Annotated in this window: 18 protein-coding genes; 12 read left to right on the forward strand and 6 right to left on the reverse strand. The window is 62.5% G+C overall.

Annotated elements, in window-relative coordinates; all coding sequences use genetic code 11:
- Positions 1 to 176 precede the first annotated feature (176 nt).
- Complete coding sequence (locus SLW74_RS22920) at positions 177 to 1,262, reverse strand: CdaR family transcriptional regulator (RefSeq protein ID WP_410930214.1); 1,086 nt, start codon at positions 1,260 to 1,262, stop codon at positions 177 to 179.
- Between the two features lie 189 nt (positions 1,263 to 1,451).
- On the opposite strand from SLW74_RS22920, the gene SLW74_RS22925 reads away from it, so the two are divergent.
- Positions 1,452 to 2,615 carry an alpha/beta fold hydrolase gene (locus tag SLW74_RS22925; protein ID WP_410930215.1) on the forward strand — a complete coding sequence of 388 codons (1,164 nt, stop codon included), beginning with the start codon at positions 1,452 to 1,454 and terminating at the stop codon, positions 2,613 to 2,615.
- Positions 2,616 to 2,698: 83 nt separating this feature from the next.
- On the opposite strand, the gene SLW74_RS22930 is transcribed toward SLW74_RS22925, so the two are convergent.
- Positions 2,699 to 3,412 carry a FadR/GntR family transcriptional regulator gene (locus SLW74_RS22930; protein WP_065988595.1) on the reverse strand — a complete coding sequence of 238 codons (714 nt, stop codon included), beginning with the start codon at positions 3,410 to 3,412 and terminating at the stop codon, positions 2,699 to 2,701.
- 346 nt (positions 3,413 to 3,758) lie between these two features.
- Here SLW74_RS22930 and SLW74_RS22935 point away from each other — a divergent pair, with 346 nt between their 5' ends.
- The 5 genes from SLW74_RS22935 to pncA all read left to right on the forward strand — a co-directional run bounded on the left by SLW74_RS22935 (position 3,759) and on the right by pncA (position 9,154).
- Positions 3,759 to 5,108, forward strand: a complete 1,350-nt coding sequence (locus SLW74_RS22935) for an MFS transporter (RefSeq protein ID WP_065988596.1) — start codon at positions 3,759 to 3,761, stop codon at positions 5,106 to 5,108.
- A gap of 86 nt (positions 5,109 to 5,194) precedes the next feature.
- The gene (gudD, locus tag SLW74_RS22940; RefSeq protein ID WP_410930216.1) at positions 5,195 to 6,538 is read left to right on the forward strand and encodes a glucarate dehydratase; all 1,344 of its coding nucleotides are present in this window, start codon (positions 5,195 to 5,197) and stop codon (positions 6,536 to 6,538) included.
- Between the two features lie 168 nt (positions 6,539 to 6,706).
- Positions 6,707 to 7,360: a DUF1345 domain-containing protein gene (locus tag SLW74_RS22945; RefSeq protein ID WP_065988598.1), complete on the forward strand. Its 654-nt coding sequence runs from the start codon at positions 6,707 to 6,709 to the stop codon at positions 7,358 to 7,360.
- Positions 7,361 to 7,487: 127 nt separating this feature from the next.
- A complete protein-coding gene (locus SLW74_RS22950) occupies positions 7,488 to 8,453 on the forward strand; it encodes a D-2-hydroxyacid dehydrogenase family protein (RefSeq protein WP_410930217.1) in 966 nt (321 codons plus the stop codon).
- Positions 8,454 to 8,503: 50 nt separating this feature from the next.
- Positions 8,504 to 9,154 carry a bifunctional nicotinamidase/pyrazinamidase gene (pncA, locus tag SLW74_RS22955; protein ID WP_369320094.1) on the forward strand — a complete coding sequence of 217 codons (651 nt, stop codon included), beginning with the start codon at positions 8,504 to 8,506 and terminating at the stop codon, positions 9,152 to 9,154.
- 5 nt (positions 9,155 to 9,159) lie between these two features.
- On the opposite strand, the gene SLW74_RS22960 is transcribed toward pncA, so the two are convergent.
- A complete protein-coding gene (locus tag SLW74_RS22960; protein WP_410930218.1) occupies positions 9,160 to 9,645 on the reverse strand; it encodes a GNAT family N-acetyltransferase in 486 nt (161 codons plus the stop codon).
- A gap of 186 nt (positions 9,646 to 9,831) precedes the next feature.
- Between SLW74_RS22960 and SLW74_RS22965 the strand changes: the two genes are divergently transcribed.
- The 3 genes from SLW74_RS22965 (at position 9,832) to SLW74_RS22975 (ending at position 13,081) form a co-directional block, all read left to right on the forward strand.
- On the forward strand, positions 9,832 to 10,755 hold the full coding sequence (locus tag SLW74_RS22965; protein WP_065988602.1) for a formate/nitrite transporter family protein: 924 nt from the start codon (positions 9,832 to 9,834) through the stop codon (positions 10,753 to 10,755).
- A gap of 273 nt (positions 10,756 to 11,028) precedes the next feature.
- Positions 11,029 to 11,712, forward strand: a complete 684-nt coding sequence (locus SLW74_RS22970; RefSeq protein WP_065988603.1) for a response regulator transcription factor — start codon at positions 11,029 to 11,031, stop codon at positions 11,710 to 11,712.
- The gene (locus SLW74_RS22975; RefSeq protein WP_065988604.1) at positions 11,690 to 13,081 is read left to right on the forward strand and encodes a sensor histidine kinase; all 1,392 of its coding nucleotides are present in this window, start codon (positions 11,690 to 11,692) and stop codon (positions 13,079 to 13,081) included. The genes SLW74_RS22970 and SLW74_RS22975 overlap by 23 nt, the downstream gene beginning before the upstream one ends.
- 81 nt (positions 13,082 to 13,162) lie before the next feature.
- Here the strand turns inward: SLW74_RS22975 and SLW74_RS22980 are convergent, their stop codons facing one another.
- The 3 genes from SLW74_RS22980 to SLW74_RS22990 all read right to left on the reverse strand — a co-directional run bounded on the left by SLW74_RS22980 (position 13,163) and on the right by SLW74_RS22990 (position 14,778).
- Positions 13,163 to 13,321 carry a hypothetical protein gene (locus tag SLW74_RS22980; RefSeq protein WP_167355789.1) on the reverse strand — a complete coding sequence of 53 codons (159 nt, stop codon included), beginning with the start codon at positions 13,319 to 13,321 and terminating at the stop codon, positions 13,163 to 13,165.
- Positions 13,321 to 14,187, reverse strand: coding sequence for a zeta toxin family protein (locus SLW74_RS22985; protein WP_410930219.1), 867 nt, complete (start codon positions 14,185 to 14,187; stop codon positions 13,321 to 13,323). Before SLW74_RS22985 ends, SLW74_RS22980 begins: the two co-directional genes overlap by 1 nt.
- 180 nt (positions 14,188 to 14,367) lie before the next feature.
- Positions 14,368 to 14,778 (reverse strand): hypothetical protein, encoded by a 411-nt coding sequence (locus SLW74_RS22990; protein ID WP_410930220.1) that lies wholly within the window; start codon positions 14,776 to 14,778, stop codon positions 14,368 to 14,370.
- Between the two features lie 206 nt (positions 14,779 to 14,984).
- Between SLW74_RS22990 and SLW74_RS22995 the strand changes: the two genes are divergently transcribed.
- From SLW74_RS22995 to SLW74_RS23005, 3 genes are read left to right on the forward strand one after another with little or no spacing between them, the layout of a single operon-like run.
- The gene (locus SLW74_RS22995; protein WP_410930221.1) at positions 14,985 to 18,215 is read left to right on the forward strand and encodes an efflux RND transporter permease subunit; all 3,231 of its coding nucleotides are present in this window, start codon (positions 14,985 to 14,987) and stop codon (positions 18,213 to 18,215) included.
- On the forward strand, positions 18,205 to 19,371 hold the full coding sequence (locus SLW74_RS23000) for an efflux RND transporter periplasmic adaptor subunit (RefSeq protein WP_410930222.1): 1,167 nt from the start codon (positions 18,205 to 18,207) through the stop codon (positions 19,369 to 19,371). The genes SLW74_RS22995 and SLW74_RS23000 overlap by 11 nt, the downstream gene beginning before the upstream one ends.
- Positions 19,355 to 20,764: an efflux transporter outer membrane subunit gene (locus SLW74_RS23005; protein WP_410930223.1), complete on the forward strand. Its 1,410-nt coding sequence runs from the start codon at positions 19,355 to 19,357 to the stop codon at positions 20,762 to 20,764. Before SLW74_RS23000 ends, SLW74_RS23005 begins: the two co-directional genes overlap by 17 nt.
- Positions 20,765 to 21,131: the final 367 nt, after the last annotated feature.

Below are 21,131 nucleotides of genomic sequence, written 5' to 3' on the forward strand. Positions count from 1 at the left end.
GTGGGGCGACTTTACCGCCTTACGCATGCACAACAGGTGTCTCTCTCGGTTGTTCATACGAACAAAGCCGCGAAAGCCTCTTACCTGACCACCATCTGCGCGCCTGCCAGCTTAGGGGACTGATTTATTTACAGCGCTTCACCGTAAATCAATCTGTCCCCGCCCCCCAAAAGCCCTCACCTGGCCACCATCTGCGCGCCGAGGTACAGGCGCAAGAGATCTTCGGTCCGGTAGGGATCACAACCGGTCAGTTCGGTGATTTTCTCGAGCCGGTAACGCAGGCTGTTGCGATGGATGCCCAGCGCGTCGGCGCAGGCCTGGCTTTCGCCGCTGTAATCGAACCAGGCGCGCAGGGTGTCGAGCAACTGCGGGTTGTCGAGCAGGCGCTGAATCGGCTCGGCGATGCCTTCGGCCAACCAGTCGTGGCGGTTGCGCCAAAACAGCAGCGCGACGCGATGGCTGCCCAGACGCAGGAGTTTGACGGCCGGCCGCAGGTGGCGTGCGTATTCGAGCAGGTCGCGGGCGGCGGTGCACGCGGCGCGCAGGGAGGGGAGGTCTGACGATGGCTCGACGGTCGCCATGCGCTGAACGGGCCAGCCCTGCTCGTCGAACAGCTCCAGCAACAAGGCGTCGTCACGGTCCTTGCCCAGCGCGCGGCACCAATAAATCAGACCCGGCTCGCACGGCAGGCACCAGCTGTTGGCGTAGCGCCCCGACAGCCACGCACTCATCGCAGCGGCATAGGTCGCGTCTTCAGGCAGTTCGAGCAACACGGCCTGGCGCGGCAACTGCGGCTGCAGACCCAACTGTTCAGCTTCGGCGACCAAGTGGGCAGCGCTGTCGCCGAGCAACAACCGCGACAGCAAGTCTTCACTGCGCTGATGCCGCCACTGCTGATCAGCCTGCTGACGTCGATGCTCCATGAGCATCTCGGCGGTCATCTTCACCAGTTCCGCGTAGACCCGCACCTCATCCGGCTCGCCGGTGATACCGAGCACGCCGATCAGTTTCTGATCCAGCATCAACGGCAGATTCACCCCCGGGCGCACGCCGTCGAGCTGCCGCGCCGTGTGCGAATCGATCTCCACCACGCGGCTGTTGGCGAGGACCAGTTGCGCCCCCTCATGCCGGGTGTACAACCGCTCCACCTCGCCGCTGCCAATGATGATGCCCAGGTAATCCATGACATTGACGTTGCACGGCAAAATCGCCATCGCCCGGTCGACGATGTCCTGGGCGAGGGCGTGGTCAAGGGCGAACATGAGGGGTGGCTGCACAGCAAAGGGAATGAGGGTTCATACACATCAGGTCTTGTTTTTGTGGGTGGTGGGAGTCTGCCTGAATTTTTCCAAGACTTCTCGCGCCAGTCCTGAGTGCATCGATATCCAACAGCGAGAGGCCGTGGCAGAGTGCGACCGTACCTTTATGGCCCTATCGAGTAATGCCTATTTATGTTGAGAACTGCCATCAAAAAGCTGCACCGTGTCACCCTCCTCCTCTGCGCCATGACCCTTCAGGCCTGCGCCTCCGGCGAGCCGCCTTTGGGGCAGGCGAGTTTTGCCGAGTATCGCCAGCAGACCATTGACTGGACGCAGGGGAACCGCACCTTTCAGACGACCGATCACCCTGCCGAGATCGAATGGAATGCGCCTCGGGAATGGCGGCCAGAAGCGCCAGCCACTCGGGGGATTTTGTTGGTCCATGGCCTCGGCGACTCCCCCTGGTCGTTCAATGACGTCGGCGAAGCGCTCGCCGCGCAGGGGTTTCTGGTGCGCACGGTTTTGCTGCCGGGGCATGGCAGCAAGCCGGCGGACATGCTGGGGGTGACGCTCAAGCAGTGGCAGCAGGTGGTGCGCGAGCAGACGCAGCTTCTTGAGCTGGAGGTGCCGACGGTGTATATGGGCGGGTTTTCGACCGGGGCGAATCTGGTGCTGGATTACGCCTACGAGCACCCGAATATCGCTGGCCTGGTGCTGTTCTCTCCGGCCTTCAAACCTGCCAACACCTACGCCTGGGTTACTCAATACATCGGCTGGTTTCGCCCGTGGCTGGCGAAGCCGGATGATGGCGTGCGCCCGATGCAGACGCCGGTCCGCTACCTGAACGTGCCCACCAACGGTTTCGCCCAGTTCTATCGCAGCGCGCTGCTGGCGCAGAAGCATCTCGACAGAGGGGCCTACGACAAGCCGGTCTTCGTCGCCATCACCGAGCACGATTCGGTGCTGGACACCGCTTACGTGCTGGACACCTTCAACGCCCGCTTCACCCACCCCCTGAGCCGACTGATCTGGTACGGCAACGAACCGGCACCGGCGCAGAAAAACCTGAAGGTACTGGTGCGCAACGACTTCCTGCCCGAATACCGCATCGCCCGGTTCTCGCACATGGGGCTGATGTTTTCCCCGGCAAATCCGCTGTATGGGGTAAATGGCACTCAGCGAATATGCTGGAACGGCCAGTCATCCGCCGACATGCAAAAATGCCTGAATGGCGAGCCGGTGTGGTATTCCGATTGGGGCTATCGAGAGCTAGGCAAGGTCTTCGCGCGGCTGACGTTCAACCCGTATTTCGAGTGGCAGTCGGGGGTGATGATGGAGGTGCTGGCGTACCCATAGTGGGACCGCGCACGCTTCGTAGGACCGGCTTCAGCCGGGAAGAGGCCGGTGTGAGCGCCACACATTTCGAGCGATAAAGACCTTCACTCAACCGGCGCCAGCCGTTCTCGGCTGTTGCTCAGGTGCGTCCACATCGCGGCGCGGGCGGCGTCGGGGTCCTGGCGGCGGATGGCGGCGAGGATGGCTTCGTGTTCGAGGTTGGCCAGATACGCACTGTGGGTGAGGCTCGCGCCGGCCCGTTCGCTGGTGGCAATGCGGCTGCGCGGGATGACGGCGATGCCGAGGTTTTGCAGGATCTCCACGAAATAAGGATTGCCAGTCGCTTCGGCGATCAGCAGATGAAAGCGCCGGTCCGCTTCGACGCAGCTGTCTTCCTTGGCCAGCAGGTCCTGATAATCATCCAGCGCGGCGCGCATCGCCGTCAGCTGGGCCTGACTCCGGCGTTGCGCGGCCAGGGCGACGGCCTGGGTTTCCAGGCCCATGCGCAGCTCGATGATGTGCCGCACGCTGAACGCCGTCTCCACCTTCAGGTGCAGCCCGCTCTGCTCCGAACGCGCCAGCACGTAGGTGCCTTTGCCCTGATGGGTCTCGACCAGCCCGGACGCCTGCAATTTGGAAATCGCCTCACGCACCACCGTGCGGCTTACGCCGTGCTCGCGGACAATCTCGCTCTCGGACGGCAGTTTCGCGCCGGGCGCAATGGTGCCCATCAAAATCCGCTGACTCAGGTCGGTGACCAGGTCCGTCGCCAGGCTGTGTTGGCGTCGCTTGGGTGGCAAGGGTCCGGTGCTGTTCAAAAAAGGTCGTCCTATAAGTATTGAAATAACGACGGCTGCCAACGCCTGCCGTCCACTTGTATTTTCCTGACAGCCCAGGCTCGTCACTCGTATCAAACCACTCGCTGGAAACCCAAGGCGAAACGACCGGGGCCCTTGGAAACACAGCCACTCAGCACCCCATACGCACTCATCCAACTTGTCAGACAAGCGAGACTAGCCCGACGAAATACTTCCCGCAAGCCCCGCAAATACGGTTGCCAAGGCGATCATTACTTGTATGATGACTGGCAACAGGGCCTATACACCTTGTCACACACAACTTGCTTAATTACCCGCATAAAAATAATCAGTGGGAGTTACCAGAGTGAACACATCCTCATCACGGGCGGATGACGCCACCGATTCCGTCCTGCAATCGGCGGTCTCGAAAGTCAAACGACACATCCTGCCGCTGTTCGTCATCATGTTCATCGTCAACTACATCGACCGGGTCAACATCGGCTTCGTGCGTAGTCACATGGAACATGACCTGGGTATCGGCGCGGCCGCCTACGGCTTCGGTGCCGGCCTGTTCTTCATCGCGTATGCGATGTTTGAAGTCCCCTCCAACATCCTCCTGCAGAAAGTCGGCGCGCGCATCTGGCTGACCCGCATCATGCTGACCTGGGGCATCGTCGCGGCGTGCATGGCGTTCATCCAGACCGAAACCCACTTCTACATCCTGCGCTTCTTGCTGGGCGTGGCCGAAGCCGGGTTCTTCCCGGGCGTGATCTACTACTTCACGCGCTGGTTGCCCGGCGTCGAGCGTGGCAAGGCCATCGCCATCTTCCTCAGCGGCTCGGCCTTTGCGTCGGTGATCTCCGGCCCGCTCTCCGGCCTGCTGCTGCAGATCGACGCGCTGGGCTTCCACGGCTGGCAGTGGATGTACTTCATCGAAGGCATGTTCTCCGTCGGCCTGTGCTTCTTCGTCTGGTTCTGGCTTGACTCCAAACCCCACGACGCGAAATGGCTCACCGAGGCCGAGAAAGACGCGCTGGTCAACACCATCGACGCCGAGCAGAAAGCTCGCGAAGCGGCCAACCCGGTCAAGCTGTCCATCGGCAAACTGCTCAAGGACCCGCAGATCATCCTGTTCTGCCTGATGTACTTCTTCATCCAGCTGACGATCTACGCGGCGACGTTCTGGCTGCCGAGCATCATCAAGAAGATGGGCGATCTCACCGACTTCCAGGTCGGTCTGTTCAACTCGATCCCATGGTTCATCGCCATCGTCTGCATGTACGGTTTTGCCTCGCTGTCGGCCAAGTGGAAACACCAGCAGGCGTGGGTTGCCGTGGCCCTGTTGATCGCGGCGGCCGGAATGTTCATGTCGACCACGGGCGGTCCGGTGTTCGCCTTCGTCGCCATCTGCTTCGCGGCGATGGGCTTCAAATCGGCATCGTCGCTGTTCTGGCCGATTCCCCAGGGCTATCTGGATGCACGGATCGCCGCCGGCGTCATCGCGTTGATCAACTCGGTGGGCAACCTCGGCGGCTTCGTTGCGCCGACCACCTTCGGCATCCTTGAACAGCAGACCGGTTCGATCCAGGGCGGCCTTTATGGCCTGACCGTCACCTCGATCATCGCCGCCATTCTGGTGTTTACCGTGCGCACGACGCCCAAGCCCGGCGCGGTGCCGGTGGCCAAGGTCGACGTCACACCCAGCCACACTTGAGCCAAGCGCTTGGGCCCTGAGCTCTGAGCAATGAAGACCGTAAAGACAGCGCCCCCGCCGCGCTGGGTACTCACAAGGATTTAGACATGAACACACAGCATTCCGGCAGCACCCCCGTCATCACCGACATGCAGGTCATTCCGGTGGCCGGCCACGACGACATGCTGCTCAACCTCAGCGGCGCCCACGGTCCGTATTTCACCCGCAATATCGTCATCCTCAAGGACAACGCCGGCCACACCGGCGTGGGTGAAATCCCTGGCGGTGAGAAAATCCGCCAGACCCTAGAAGACGCCCGGTCCCTGGTGGTCGGCAGCAGCATCGGCAACTACCAGAAGATCCTCAACGACGTGCGCCGCACCTTCGCCGAGCGCGATGCCGGCGGTCGCGGCCTGCAGACCTTCGACCTGCGCATCACCATCCACGCGGTCACCGGCATTGAAGCTGCAGTGCTGGATCTGCTCGGTCAGCACCTTGAGGTGCCGGTCGCGGCGCTGCTCGGCGAGGGCCAGCAGCGTGACGAAGTGAAAATGCTCGGTTACCTGTTCTACGTCGGTGACCAGACAAAAACCAACCTGCCCTATCGCACCGAAGCCGACGCGGACAACGAGTGGTTTCGCGTCCGCCACGAAGAAGCCCTGACCCCGGAAGCCGTTGTGCGTCTGGCCGAGGCGGCTTATGCGCACTACGGTTTCGAGGACTTCAAGCTGAAGGGCGGCGTGCTCAGCGGCGATGCGGAAATCGAAGCGGTGACGGCGCTGGCCGAACGTTTTCCGAAAGCGCGCATCACCCTCGACCCGAACGGCGCCTGGTCACTGAAAGAAGCGGTGCGTCTGTGCCGCGATCAGCACAAGGTGCTGGCCTACGCCGAAGACCCCTGTGGCGTAGAGAACGGTTATTCGGGCCGCGAAGTGATGGCTGAATTCCGTCGCGCCACCGGCCTGCGTACCGCCACCAACATGATCGCCACCGACTGGCGCGAAATGGGCCATGCCATTCAGCTTCAATCAGTAGACATCCCCTTGGCCGACCCACACTTCTGGACCATGCAGGGTTCGGTGCGCGTCGCGCAGATGTGCAACGAATGGGGCCTGACCTGGGGCTCGCACTCCAACAACCACTTCGATATCTCCTTGGCGATGTTCACCCACGCGGCCGCCGCTGCACCGGGCAACATCACCGCCATCGACACTCACTGGATCTGGCAGGACGGCCAGCGCCTGACCAAGGCGCCGCTGCAGATCATCGGCGGCAGCGTTCAGGTGCCGAAGAAGCCGGGGCTGGGGGTCGAGATCGACATGGACCAGGTGGCCAAGGCCCACGAGCTGTACAAAGGCATGGGCCTCGGCGCGCGGGATGACAGCGTGGCGATGCAGTTTCTGGTGCCCAACTGGACGTTCAACAACAAGCAGCCGTGTCTGGTGCGCTGATTCAGTGATTTCAACCGGTCAACCTCCCACTGGACGGGCCGGTTAACAGATTCACCTAAACTGCCAAATGGCGACCGGCGCGTAACCCCTTGCGCGCCGTTTTTCTTCATCATCTGCTGTAGCGGCCGCGTGCTACTGTTCGCGCATCTCACTGCCGTGAATTCCTCTATGTCCCGCCTTGCCAAGACCCACCCCCGCCTGACCATCGCCACCCTTGTGGGCGTCGCTGCCGGTATCGCCAGCGCGTTCGTCGCCCCCGACATTTCAGTCATCAGCAAATGCCTGATCGGCTGGAACGTCGCCGGCTGGCTGTACATGGCGATGATCATGCGCCGCACCTTCAAATCCAGCGCGGAAGACGTGCGCCGGGTGGCCGAAATCGAGGACGAAAACGCCGGCGTGGTGCTGTTCGTTGTCTGCGTGGCGGCCATTGCCAGCCTGGCGGCGATCATCCTCGAGCTGGCCGGCATTCAGGACATGAAGGACGCCGATAAAGCGCTGCATTACGCCTTCACCGGCTTCACCATCCTCGGCTCATGGCTGCTGATCGGCGTGGTCTTCAGCCTGCACTACGCCCGGGTGTTCTACACCTGGAACGGCGACAAGCCGGCGTTGCGCTTTGCCGATGGCGAAGAGAACCCGGACTACTGGGACTTTCTGTATTTCTCCTTCACCTTGTGCGTTGCGGTGCAGACTTCCGACGTCGGCGTCGCCACGCGCGGCCTGCGCAAAGTGGTGCTGGCGCAGTCGCTGATCGGGTTTGTGTTCAACACCTCGATTCTGGGGTTCTCGATCAACATCGCGGCGGGGTTGTTTAACTGACATTCAGCGCAGGTACCGGCACCTTCACGAGCAAGCTCACTCCCACACACGGACTTCCAGACCGCCCCGCGCAGGCGTACTGTGAGCGCCACAAATCCAACATCGCTGCTGAACGAGGCCTCGCTCAATGACTCAGGATTCCGGGCTGAAGATTGCCGTACTCGACGACTGGCAATCGGTCGCTGAACACGTTGTGGACTGGGCCGTATTGCAGCGGATCGGCGAGGTCAGTTTTCTCCATGACTACCCGGCGGATACAAACGCGATGGTCGCCCGCCTCAAGGACTTTCAGATCCTCTGCGTGATGCGCGAGCGCACGGTTTTCGATGACGCCCTGCTCAGTCAGCTGCCGAACCTGAAACTGCTGGTGACCGGCGGCATGCGCAACGCGGCGCTGGACCTCAAGGCCGCCGCGCGCCTGGGCATCACCTTGGTCGGCACCGACAGCTATAAGTACGCGGCGCCTGAACTGACCTGGGCGCTGATCATGGGCGTGACCCGCAACCTGGTCGACGAAGCCAATTCCCTGCGCGCGGGCGGCTGGCAGATCGGCATCGGCAGCGACTTGTACGGCAGGACCCTGGGCATCGTCGGGCTGGGCAGCATCGGCCAGAAAATCGCCCGCTACGGCAAGGCTTTCGACATGAAGGTGATCGCCTGGAGCGAGAACCTCACCGCTGAACGGGCCGCCGAGCATGGCGTGACGTACGTCAGCAAGCAGGAACTGTTCGAGCAAGCGGACGTGGTCTCGGTGAACCTGGTGCTCAGCGAGCGCAGCCGCGGGCTGGTCGATGCCGATTCGCTAAACCGCATGAAGCCGACGGCGTATCTGGTGAACACCGCCCGCGGGCCGATCGTCGACGAGGACGCGCTGATCGAGGTGCTCAACCAGAATAAAATCGCTGGCGCCGCCCTGGACGTTTACAGCGTCGAGCCGTTGCCCGCCGATCACCCGTTTCGCACGTTGCCCAACGTCCTGGCCACACCCCACGTGGGCTACGTGACCGAGAACAACTACCGGATGTTTTTCAGCCAGATGATCGAGGACATTCAGGCCTGGCACGCCGGCGCGCCGATCCGCGTGTTGGCCTGACCGCGAACCGACTCATTGCCCCAAGACTCACTGCATCAAGGACTCAGATGATGACCACGCCGCTTTCCCGATTGCCCTCCGACCCACGCGCCGCGTTGCTGGTGATCGACATGCAATATGACTTCATGCCCGGCGGCGCGCTGGCCGTGGCCGAAGGCGATGCACTGGTGCCGTTGATCAACCGCCTCGGCGCGCAGTTTCGCAACGTGGTCATGGCCCAGGACTGGCACCCGCGCGGGCATGTGTCGTTTGCGTCGAGCCACGCCGGGCGCGCGCCGTTTGACAGCATCACCCTGCCCTACGGCGCGCAAACGCTGTGGCCCGATCACTGCGTGCAAGGCAGCCACGGTGCCCGGTTGCACGCCGACCTGGACATCACCCACGCACAGTTGATCCTGCGCAAGGGCTGCAACGCCGGCATCGACAGCTATTCCGCGTTTGTCGAAGCCGACCGCACCACGCGCACCGGGCTGGCCGGCTATCTGAGCGAGCGTGGCATCGACAGCGTGTTCGTGGTCGGCCTCGCCCTGGATTTCTGCGTGGCCTGGACCGCGCTGGACGCCAGGGCGGCGGGTTTCAACACCTGGGTGATCGCCGATGCGTGCAAGGCCATCGACCTGAACGGCTCGCTGGACCAGGCCTGGAAAGACATGGCCCTCGCGGGCGTCAACCGGATCGACAGTGCAGAGCTGACTGACTAGATGGCTCAATCCTGCCCTTCTGCAAAGCGCTTCAACCCTTCCCCCTCCATCCGGTAGCGCACCCACTCGTCCTGGGGCTCGGCGCCGATCGATTTATAGAAATCGATCGCCGGCTGGTTCCAGTCCAGCACGCTCCATTCCAGACGGCCGCAGCCGCTGTCGTGGGCGATCCGGGCCAGATGGCGCAGCAGCTTCTTGCCCGCGCCGACACCCCGCTGCGCGGCGGACACGTACAGATCCTCAAGGTACAGGCCCTTGCGACCCAGCCAGGTGGAGTAGCTCAGGAAGTACACGGCGAAACCGATGGGCTGGCCATCCAGCAGACAGATCAGCGCCTTGGCCGGAGAGGCTTCGTCGAACAGACTGCGCTCGATGTCGGCGACACTGGCCTTGACCTCGTGCTCGGCTTTTTCGTAGATCGCAAGCTCGGTGATGAAGCCCAGAATGACGGCGGCGTCGGCACGGGTGGCGTCGCGAATGTGAAGGGTCAAAAGAGGTTCTCCCACATCAATGAAAAGGCAGTCGCCGTTGGCGAACGACGGGTAACGGATTGTGTCTCAAGCAGCAGCGCCGCGCAGCAAGCATGTGCAAGCGAACCGTCGCCTCCCGAGCACTCTTGAACCGAGCACTCTCCCAAAGAACACGTTTCAACGTGCACTGACACCCAAAGGATCGCCATGGAACACGAACCAGACGGCAAGACCCCCGGCCTGACGCCGGAAGAAGAACGCGACATCGACGAAAACCAGCCGCCCCGGGCCGCCGTCCTTCACGAAACGATCCGCATGCAGGGCGATCAGGAGCTGGAGCGCAACGTCGCTGCGCTGTTCTGGTCGGCCCTCGCGGCCGGGCTTACCATGGGCCTGTCCCTGATGGCGATGGGGTTGTTGAACTCGCGACTGCCCGATGCGGAAGGCTTTAAAGTCATTGCCAGCCTCGGCTACAGCGCAGGGTTTCTGGCGGTGATTCTTGCTCGTCAGCAACTGTTCACCGAAAACACCCTGACTGCCGTGTTGCCAGTGATGAGCAAACCGACGCTGAACAATGTCGTGCGTCTGTTGCGGCTGTGGACCGTGGTGCTGGTGGGCAACCTGTGCGGCACGTTGCTGGTGGCCTACGTCATGCTGCATCTGCCGATCTTCGACACCAAGACCGATCAGGCCTTCCTCGAAATCGGCCGCAAGGTGATGGAGAACGACACCTGGCAAATGTTCTCCAAAGGCATCATTTCCGGCTGGATGATCGCCACCATGGTGTGGATGATCCCGTCCATGGAAAGCGCGAAGATCGGCATCATCGTGATGATCACCTACCTGATGGCGCTGGGGGATTTCACCCACATCGTCGTTGGCTCGGCTGAGGTGTCTTATCTGGTGTTCGCCGGCGAACTGCCGTGGAAGGATTTCTGGATGATCTTCGCCGGCCCGACACTGGCCGGTAACATCATCGGCGGCAGTTTCATCTTCGCGTTGATCAGCCATGCGCAGATCCGCAGCGAAGGCGAAACGCCGGACAAGAAAGGCAAGAAGAAAGCGCTGGACGAAAAGCTGAAGCAAGAGCTGGGTCAGCCCAAAGCAGAATCGGATCGCAAAGGCGCGTAAGGCAACTGTAGGAGTGACCGGGGTGGCGCTCCACCTTGCTCGCGAAGCGTCCGAGCAGACAAAACATGGTCGCCTGACGGAATGCATTCGCGAGCAAGCTCGCTCCCACTAATCGACAGCACGATCAGAATTCTCCAGCGTGCCCCCTCCCCTCGGCACCCTGGCTAGCACCAAAAAGTCCCTCATGCCCTTCTTAAATTATTTTTAAGAAATCCCGACTACGTTTAAAGGCAAAATGCAGACTTCTGTCCTCTCACGTGGCCCTGACCTCACATGACGCGAATTCTGACAATCGAAGACGATGCCGTCACCGCGAAGGAAATCGTTGCCGAACTGAGCAGCCACGGCCTGCAAGTGGACTGGGTCGACAACGGTCGCGAGGGCCTCGTCCGTGCGGTCAGCGGCGATTACGACCTGATCACCCTCGACCGCATGCTGCCGGAAGTCGACGGCCTGGCGATTGTCACCACCATGCGCGCCCTGGGCATTGCCACGCCCATTCTGATGATCAGCGCGCTGTCGGACGTCGATGAGCGGGTGCGAGGGCTGCGGGCCGGTGGCGATGATTACCTGTCCAAACCCTTCGCCTCCGATGAAATGGCCGCGCGCGTGGAAGTCCTGCTGCGCCGCAGCAATCCGGTGACCCAGGCCGAGACCATGCTCAAGGTCGCCGACCTCGAACTCAATCTCATCACCCGTGAGGCCAGCCGCGCCGGACAGCCGTTGAACCTGCTGCCGACCGAATACAAGCTGCTGGAATTCCTGATGCGCAACAGCGGGCAGATCATCACCCGCATGATGATTTTCGAAGAAGTCTGGGGTTATCACTTCGACCCGGGCACCAACCTGATCGACGTGCACATCGGTCGCTTGCGCAAGAAAATCGATCCCCCTACCCTGACGCCGCTGATACGTACCGTTCGAGGCTCAGGTTATGTCATTGCCGAACCCGTCTAAGGGCTGGCGCTCCTCCAGCAGCCGGCTGCTGGCGCTGTACAGTTTCCTGTTTGTGGCCTGGAGCAGCATCCTCATGGGGGTGCTGTACTGGGAAGTCACCAGTTACCTCAACACCCTCGCCCGCCACTCGTTGATGCAGCGCCAACAGTTGTTCTCGCGCTTTGAAGGCGCGCAGCTGGACGATGCGTTGCGCACCAGCGACAAATTCGACATGCGCTCGGTCGACGCCTACGGGCTGTTCGACAAGGACATGAAGCCCATCAGCGGCCCGATCCAGAGCATTCCCGACGGCCTCAAGCTGACCGGCGAAATCCAGGAACTGAACACCTGCATCGATTCCGACGACCCGGACCTGCCCAGCTCGGGCTGCGACGCCGTGGCAATCCATACGCTGGATGATCGCTGGCTGATTCTGGTGCGCGACAACGGTTCGCTGTTCGCTGTGACCACGCTGATCCTGCGCGCGCTGCTGTGGGGAATTTCGCTGACGATCATTCCGGGCATCGCCGGCTGGCACCTGCTGGGACGCCGGCCGCTCCAGCGCATCCGGGCAATCCAGGCCAGCGCCGAAGCGATCGTCACCGGCGACCTGGCGCGCCGCCTGCCGGTGTCTGACCGACGCGACGAACTGGACATGCTCGCCGACATCGTCAACGCCATGCTCGACCGCATCGAGCGCTTGATGAACGAGGTCAAGGGCGTCTGCGACAACATTGCTCACGACTTGCGCACCCCGCTCACCCGGCTGCGCGCGCAGCTTTATCGAATCCAGCAGCAGTCCCCGGAAGATTCGGCGCTGGGCGAGCAGATGGCCCAGGTGATCGCCGACGCCGACACACTGATGGCGCGCTTTCGCGGATTGCTGCGGATTTCCGAACTGGAAGATCACCAGCGGCGTTCGGCTTTCGGTCAGCTGGACCCGCAGCCGCTGTTGCAGGAGCTGCACGATTTCTACCTGCCGCTGGCCGAAGAAGGCCGTGTCTCGTTGCAGCTGAAAGTCGCCGAGCGCCTGCCGCCGATGGTGGGTGATCGGGCCCTGCTGTTCGAGGCGCTGTCGAACCTGCTGAGCAACTCGATCAAATTCACCCCGCCGGGCGGCCAAGTGCTGCTCATCGCCCGCGCCGAAGGTGACACCACGTTCATCGAAGTCCAGGACACCGGCCCCGGCATCCCCGACGCCGAACGCGAGGCGGTGTTCAAGCGCTTCTATCGCAGCGAAAACGGCAATCAGCAAAGCGGCTTTGGCCTGGGATTGTCCATCGTCGCCGCCATCGTCAACCTCCATGGCTTCAAACTGCGCATCGGCAGCAGCCCGTCCGGCGGCGCGAGCCTGGTGCTGGAATGCCGACGGGTGTTGGCGTTGGGGTAAAAAGACTGGGGCTGCAAGCTGCAAGCTGCAAGCAAAACGACAAAGCCGCCTCGAGGGCGGCTTTGTTAATTGGGGGCGGGGTTACATTTTCCGGGCTTGCTCGATGATCTTTTCCTGCCGCGCCCAGGCTTTCTCCATGACATCCAGATAAACCCGCTCCTTCTCCTCGAAGGTGGCGTTGCGGACGAAGTCGGAAAACGGCGTCGACTTCACTGTTTTGAGTTTTTGTGGAGTAGCCATTATTCGTACCTCCTGGAATTCAGCCTGCGTTCAAGCGATGCCCGATAATAGGTTTCGGGTATGTGGGTGTCAATTTGCTGGATGTTCTGCCGGTAAGACTTGGTAGAACCATCATGATTCTTGATAAAAACATCCGCGGTCACTGCATGGCCAAACTCGTATTTCAAACGGTTCACCACCTCCCGAGCCGCAAAGTATTGATCCACGAACCCCTGCATAGGGATGTTCCGGCCCTCCACTTTCTCGCGCGCCTGAACGAACTCCCAGGCTCTCTCGGGGTTTTGATAGACATAGAGCACCAACACGAACCGACCCCGCTTGAGCGAGCGCCGGATGTTGAGTGAAACCGTGTCGAAATTCGATGCCGTGCCGTCCAGCAGAAACGATTGCTGCAGCCGCAACGCCTCATCGTGAACGGCAGACACCAAAACAGAAACCGCTCGTTGAAACAGAGAAGAATTACTTCCCGTGTAGCCGGGCAATTCGGCGCGATAGGTATCCGGGTCGATCCGCAGCACTGATCCGCCGAATCGGCCGAGAAACTCCAGGGATGCTTCGGTTTTACCAACCCCGGGTGAGCCCGCCATAAACACCGATACAGGCGAATCCTCCGAAAGGTATATCGAAGGATCCGTCAGCCTCTTTGCAATCTCCTTCCTGTTCGCCTTGGCAAAAACAACAGCCTCTTCTGATATCCGTCGATCATCCGTATCCACAGTCACCCATCCCTTTATGAAGTCACGACAGTCCAGCGGCGCGCAGTATTCGCGAGCGGCTGGACTGCGCCTATCCGACGTCACAAAACGAAACAGGATGCGCTGGCGAGCATTCACAGATGTGGATTCGTGCACACTGCCACGCAGCAAACACGAATCCTGTGGGAGCGAGCTTGCTCGCGAATAGGCCGGTACAGCCGCTCATTATCCGGCAGCCTGAATGCCGTCTTCGTGAGCAAGGTAGGTCGCCACCCCGGTCACCCCCCACATGGATCAGGTGTGCCGCGTGACAGTGCGCGACATCACCCGAACCACAAAGCAGCTTCCCCATCACCCCGGCATACAGGTGAAATCCACGCTGTGCCCCAGGGATTTCCCTTTCGCATCCTCAAGCTTCACCCGGTATTCCTCGCCCAGGCTGGACTCCACCAGTTTGTAATGCTCGCCCGCCTGGAACTGGCTGAATTGGATACCGGTCTGGCAGTTCATCTCTCCGTTGTCGCCGCTGCGTTCGACGATCAGGTTGACGTCGAGGGTATGGGCGCCGGGTTTGACTTCGAAGAAGCGGCCGTCATTCAGGCGCTTGCCGTCCAGGTCCTCGGCCATCAGCACGTCGGCGGGCTGTTCCTGCAAGCTGATCCACGCCTCGCTCGGGTCGGCTTTTGGCATGGGACCGGCGCAGGCGGAGAGCAACGCGACCAGACTGAACATAGGAACCAGCAATATCGATTTGGCTTTCATGACACGACCTCGGCAGTTGAAAAAATCCCTGATGTGAAGGGTGGAATTTCGAGGGGCGCAGGGTGCGTGGGCCGCGGATGAACAACAAATGAATCCAGCATGAAAGCAACCTGCTCACCGCACTAACGTTTTGTTCATCTGGCTGAAAGCCGCGTGTTAGGTACGTCCACCAACACTGCGCCCATTCGAAATGGGAGGTTTACGGCATGCTCGGGCTGGTCAGGACTGCATTGCTAAAGCCGTACACGTTTATCGTGTTGGCGATTTTCATCTGTATTGTCGGGCCGATGGCGGCCCTTAAAACGCCCACCGATGTGTTTCCGGACATCGGCATTCCGGTGGTCGCGGTGGTCTGGCAATACGCCGGTCTGTCGCCGGACGCCATGGCCGGTCGGGTGATCTACACCTACGAGCGCTCGCTGAGCACGACGGTCAACGACATCGAACACATCGAGTCGCAGTCGCTGCCCGGCATGGGCATCGTCAAGATTTTCTTCCAGCCGGGCGTGGATATCCGCACCGCCAACGCGCAAGTGACCGCGGTCTCACAGACCGTGCTCAAGCAAATGCCGGCGGGCATCACGCCGCCGCTGATCCTCAACTACAGCGCCTCGACCGTGCCGATCCTGCAGATGGCCTTTTCCAGCCCGACGCTGTCGGAAGCGAAGATTCGCGACCTGGTGCAGAACAGCGTCCGCCTGCCCCTCAGCGCCGTGCCGGGGCTGGCGATGCCGACGCCCATGGGCGGCAAGCAGCGGCAGATCACCCTGGACCTCGACCCGCAGGCGCTGGCCGCCAAAGGCCTGTCCGCGCAAGACGTCGGCAACGCACTGGCCGCCGGCAACCAGATCATCCCGGTGGGCACGGCGAAGATGGGCAGCGACGAATACACTGTGCTGCTCAACAACAGCCCCAAGGCCATCGACGAACTCAATGACCTGCCGATCAAGACCGTCGACGGCGCGCTGATCACCATCGGCCAGGTGGCCCACGTGCGCGACGGTTCGCCGCCGCAGACCAATATCGTGCGCGTTGATGGCCGCCGCGCCGTGCTGATGCCGGCACTGAAGAACGGCAACATCTCGACCCTGTCCATCGTCGACAACATCCGCAACATGCTGCCGCTGATCAACGAGACCCTGCCGCCCGCCCTGAAAACTTCGTTGCTGGGCGATGCCTCGGTGTTCGTCAAAGCGTCGGTGGGGAGTGTGGCCCGGGAAGGCATCATCGCCGCCTTGCTGACCAGCGTGATGATTCTGCTGTTTCTCGGCAGCTGGCGCTCGACGCTGATCATCGCGGCGTCGATTCCCCTGGCGGTGCTCTCGGCCATCGCGCTGCTTTCCGTGACCGGACAAACCCTGAACGTGATGACCCTCGGCGGATTGGCGCTGGCGGTGGGGATTCTGGTGGACGACGCAACGGTGACCATCGAGAACATCAACTGGCACCTGGAGCAGGGCAAGGCGGTGAAGGACGCGATCATGGACGGTGCGCGGCAGATCGTCGGCCCCGCGTTCGTGTCGCTGCTGTGCATCTGCATCGTCTTCGTGCCGATGTTCATGCTGCAAGGGATCGCCGGTTATTTGTTCCGGCCGATGGCGCTGGCGGTGATCTTCGCCATGGCCAGCTCGTTCCTGCTGTCGCGCACCCTGGTGCCGACCCTGGCGATGTTTCTGCTCAAACCCCACGTGCTGGAAACCGGCCCGGGCCATCACCCGGAAGACCCGTTCATCAATCACCACGAAGGCGATCAGCATGGCCGACAAGGCAACCTGATCCTGCGCGGCGCGTTGAAGTTTCAGCAGGGTTTCGAGGCACGTTTCTCAACGATTCGCGACACCTACCACGGCCTTCTTGGGCTGGCATTGCAGCGGCGAAAAGCGTTTCTCCTCGGCTTTCTCGCCTGCGTGCTCGCCAGTTTTGCGCTGCTGCCCAGCCTGGGCGAAGACTTCTTCCCGGCCACCGACGCCGGCGCGCTGTCGATGCACGTGCGCCTGCCACTGGGCACGCGCATCGAAGAAAGCGCGGCGGCGTTCGACCGCATCGAGCAGCGCATCCGCGAGATCATCCCGGCGGATGAGCTGGACACGGTGATCGACAACATCGGCATCCCCCTGAGCGGCATCGACATGGCCTACAGCAGCAGCGGCACCATCGGACCGCAGGATGGCGACATTCAGGTCACCCTCAAGGCCGATCACGCGCCAACCGCCGATTACGTCAAACGCCTGCGCGAAGCCCTGCCGCAAAGCTTTCCCGGCAGCCAGTTCGCCTTCATGCCCGCCGACATCAGCAGCCAGATCCTCAACTTCGGCGCCCCGGCTCCGCTGGACCTGAACATCTCCGGCCCCAACGGCGACGCCAACCGCGCCTACGCACTGGAACTGCAGCGCCTTTTGCAACATGTGCCGGGCATCGCCGACCTGCGCATTCAGCAATCCACCGGTTACCCGTCGTTGCAGGTGAACGTCGATCGACTGCGGGCCAAGCAACTGGGGATCACCGAAAAAGACGTCACCACCAGCCTCGGCGCTTCCCTGGCCGGGACCTCCCAAGTGGCGCCGACGTACTGGCTGAACCCGAAAAACGGCGTCTCGTATTCGGTGGTCGCGGCGACACCGCAGTACCGTCTCGACAGCCTGCCGAGCCTCGAAGCCCTGCCGATTACCGGCAGCAACGGGCAGTCGCAGATTCTCGGCGGCCTGGCGACGATCAGCCGCGCCGACAGCCCGGCGGTGGTCACCCACTACAACATTCAGCCGACCCTGGACCTGTTCGCCAACGTGCAGGGCCGCGACCTCGGCGGCGTGGCGGCGGACATCCAGAAGGTCATCGACGAGACCGCGCACCTGCGGCCCAACGGCGCGACGGTCAGCCTGCACGGCCAGATCGACGCGTTGCATGAAGCCTTCAGCGGCCTGAGCCTCGGTCTGCTCGGCGCCGTGGTGCTGATCTACTTGCTCATCGTGGTCAACTTTCAATCGTGGATCGATCCGTTCGTGATCATCACCGCCCTCCCCGCCGCGCTGGCCGGCATCGTCTGGATGCTGTTCCTCAGCGGCACGTCGCTGTCGGTACCGGCGCTAACCGGGGCGATCCTCTGCATGGGCGTGGCCACCGCCAACTCGATTCTGGTGGTGAGTTTCTGCCGCGAGCGCCTTGCCGAACACGGCGATGCCCTGCTCGCCGCGATGGAGGCTGGCTACACGCGCTTCCGCCCGGTGTGCATGACCGCGCTGGCGATGATCATCGGCATGCTGCCGCTGGCGATTTCCCAGGAACAGAACGCGCCGCTCGGCCGTGCGGTGATCGGCGGCCTGATCCTCGCCACCACTGCCACCCTGCTGTTCGTGCCGGTGGTGTTCAGCCTCGTCCACCGCCACTCAAAACCCTTGCCTGCGAATGCCCTTGATGGAGAAACACCCCATGTCGTCTGAACACGCCCCTTCGCGCAAACGCCTGATGTTGCTCGGCATTGGCGGCCTGACCCTGGCGGCGCTGCTGGTCGCCAATGGCCTCGCCGCGCGCACCCGCGAGGCACACGCCGTCGACGCCTGGACCGAGCAGCAATCGGTGCCCGTTGTCAGCGTTGTCGTGCCGACCCAAAGCGCCCAAGGCAACACCCTGCGCCTGCCCGCGCGCCTCGAGGCCTGGAGCAATGCGGCGATCAACGCGCGGGTCAGCGGTTACCTGAAAGACTGGGACGCCGACATCGGCAGCCATGTGCAGGCCGGTCAGGTACTGGCCCACATCGACAGCCCCGAACTCGACCAGCAACTGGCTCAGGCCCGGGCGCGTCTGGCCCAGCAACACGCCAGCGCGCGCATCGCCCAGACCACGGCGGCACGCTGGCAGCACCTGCTGACAACCCATTCGGTGTCGCAACAGGTAGTGGATGAAAAAGTCTCCACCGCCGTCGCCGCCAATGCCGATGTGCAAGCGGCAAACGCCGACTATCAAAGGATCGTGGCGCTGGAGGATTACAAGACCATTCGCGCGCCGTTCAGTGGCACTGTCACCGCGCGCAATACCGACATCGGGCAGTTGATCAAAGCCGATGACGGCGGCGCCCGCCCGCTGTTCAGCCTCGCCGACACCCATCGCCTGCGGCTGTATGTGCCGATCCCGCAGAACTACGCCAGCGTGGTCCGCCCCGGCATGCAGGTTCAGCTAAGCGTGCCCGAGCATCCGGGGCAGACCTACAGGGCGACATTGCTGGGGGATTCCACGGCGGTGGATCCGCGCTCCGGCACCCTGCTGGCCCAGTTCATCGCCGACAACCCGGACGGCGCGCTGATGCCCGGCGACTACGCCGACGCCACGCTGCCGGTAAACAACGCCAGCGGCGGGCTGAGCATTCCGGCCAGCGCGCTGATCTTCCGCGCCAAAGGCACCCAGGTTGCCACCCTCGACCGCACCGGCCATGTGCACCTGCGCGACATCCACATCGCGATGGATCTGGGGGACCGGCTGATCATCGATCAAGGCCTCAAGCCGGCCGATCACGTCATCGATAACCCGCCCGATGCGCTGCGGGAGAACGATGCCGTGCAACTGGCGGACGCCGGAGGTAACCATGCGTACAAGGCTTGAAGCGCTGGCGCTGGCCGTCGCGGTGACGCTGCAGGGCTGTTCGCTCGCCCCCGTTTATCAGGCGCCGGCGGTTCAACTGCCCGCGCATTTCGCCGAGGACGCCGGCCCCTGGCATCCGGCGCAGCCTGCCGATACGGTGCAAGCCCAGTGGTGGGAGGCGTTCGAGGACGCGCAACTGAATGACCTGCAACAACGGCTGCTCAATGCCAACCCGGACCTGACCGCTGCGCTGGCCCACTACGACGCCGCGCTCGCGTATACCGGTCAGCTGCACGCGGGCCTGATGCCTCAGGTCAACGCCAGCCTGAGCCCGGTTCGTCAGCGGCAGTCGGATCGCCGGCCATTGCGCGGTGGCACGCAACCCTCGGTCTACGACAGCGACACCGCCGGTTTCAGCCTGAATTTCGACCCGGACCTGTGGGGCAAGATCCGCAACCAGGTGGCGGCCGGCGACGCCCAGGCCCAAGCCTCGGCGGACGATCTGGCGGTCGCGCGCCTGAGCCTGCAGCGCCAGTTGGCGACGCTGTATGTGCAGGTGCGCGGGCTGGACGCGCAAAGCCGCATCCTGCAGACCTCGCTGGACGATTACACCCAGGCCCTGCATCTGACCCGCGATCGCTACGAGGGGAAGATCGCGTCGGCACTGGACCTGACCCGTGCGCAAAGCCAGCTCGCCGAAGCCCGGGCGCAGCTCGATGACGTCAACGCCCAGCGCGACCTCAGCGAACACGCCATCGCCGAACTGGTGGGCGCGATGCCCGGAGACGTTCATCTGGCCCAGAACGCGCAAGCCCTGAAACTGCCCGGCATCCCCCACACTTTGCCCGGCAGCCTGCTGCAACAACGCCCCGACGTCGCCGCCGCAGAGCGCCGGGTGTTCGCCGCCAACGCCAACATCGGCGTGGCGAAAGCGGCGTGGTACCCGGACTTCAGCCTGACCGGCCTGCTCGGCGGGCAAACCCAGGGCAGCGGCAATCTGCTGGCGGCAGCCAATCGTTACTGGGCGCTGGGGCCGCTGGTCAACCTGCCGATTTTCGACGGCGGCCGCCGCAGCGCGAACGAGCGGCAAGCCAAGGCCGAATTCGAAGAAGCCGCCGCGCACTACCACAGCCAGGTGCTCAAGGCGGTGTGCGAGGTGGAAGACAATCTGGGTCAGCTGCGCGATCTGCAGCGTGAATCCGAAGACCAGCACGCCGCCGTCGACGCCGCACAAAGCGCCGAACAGATGGCGATGAGCAGCTACCAGGCCGGGGCCGCGAGTTACCTGGATGTAGTGACCGCGCAAACTGCGGCGCTTCAGGCACAACGGCGGTTGCAGGTGGTTGAGACCAGCAGATTGCAGGCCAGTGTCGGGCTGATGGCGGCGTTGGGTGGGGGGTGGAAAAGCGGGTGAGTTTGTCGGCGCCGGCGCTGATCTTCCCGCTGAAAGATCCCGGGACACGTGGGAGTGACCGGGGTGGCGCTCGATCCTGTTCACGAAGAGGCCGAGGCATTCAGCTACATTCTCTGCCGGCTGAAAGTGAGCCTTCGCGAGCAAGCTCGACTCCCACGGGATGGTGGTTCGGCTCGATATTTCGGCCAGTTCGGGGGACCTGTGGGAGTGAGCTTGCTCACGAAGGGGCCGGGGCATTCAGCCACTTTTCTGGTGACTGAAAGTGAGCCTTCGCGAGCAAGCTCGACTCCCACGGGATGGTGGTTCGGCTCGATATTTCGGCCAGTTCGGGGGACCTGTGGGAGTGAGCTTGCTCACGAAGGGGCCG

Origin of the sequence: Pseudomonas sp. W5-36 (assembly GCF_046540455.1) — a bacterium.
GTDB lineage: Bacteria > Pseudomonadota > Gammaproteobacteria > Pseudomonadales > Pseudomonadaceae > Aquipseudomonas > Aquipseudomonas graminis_B.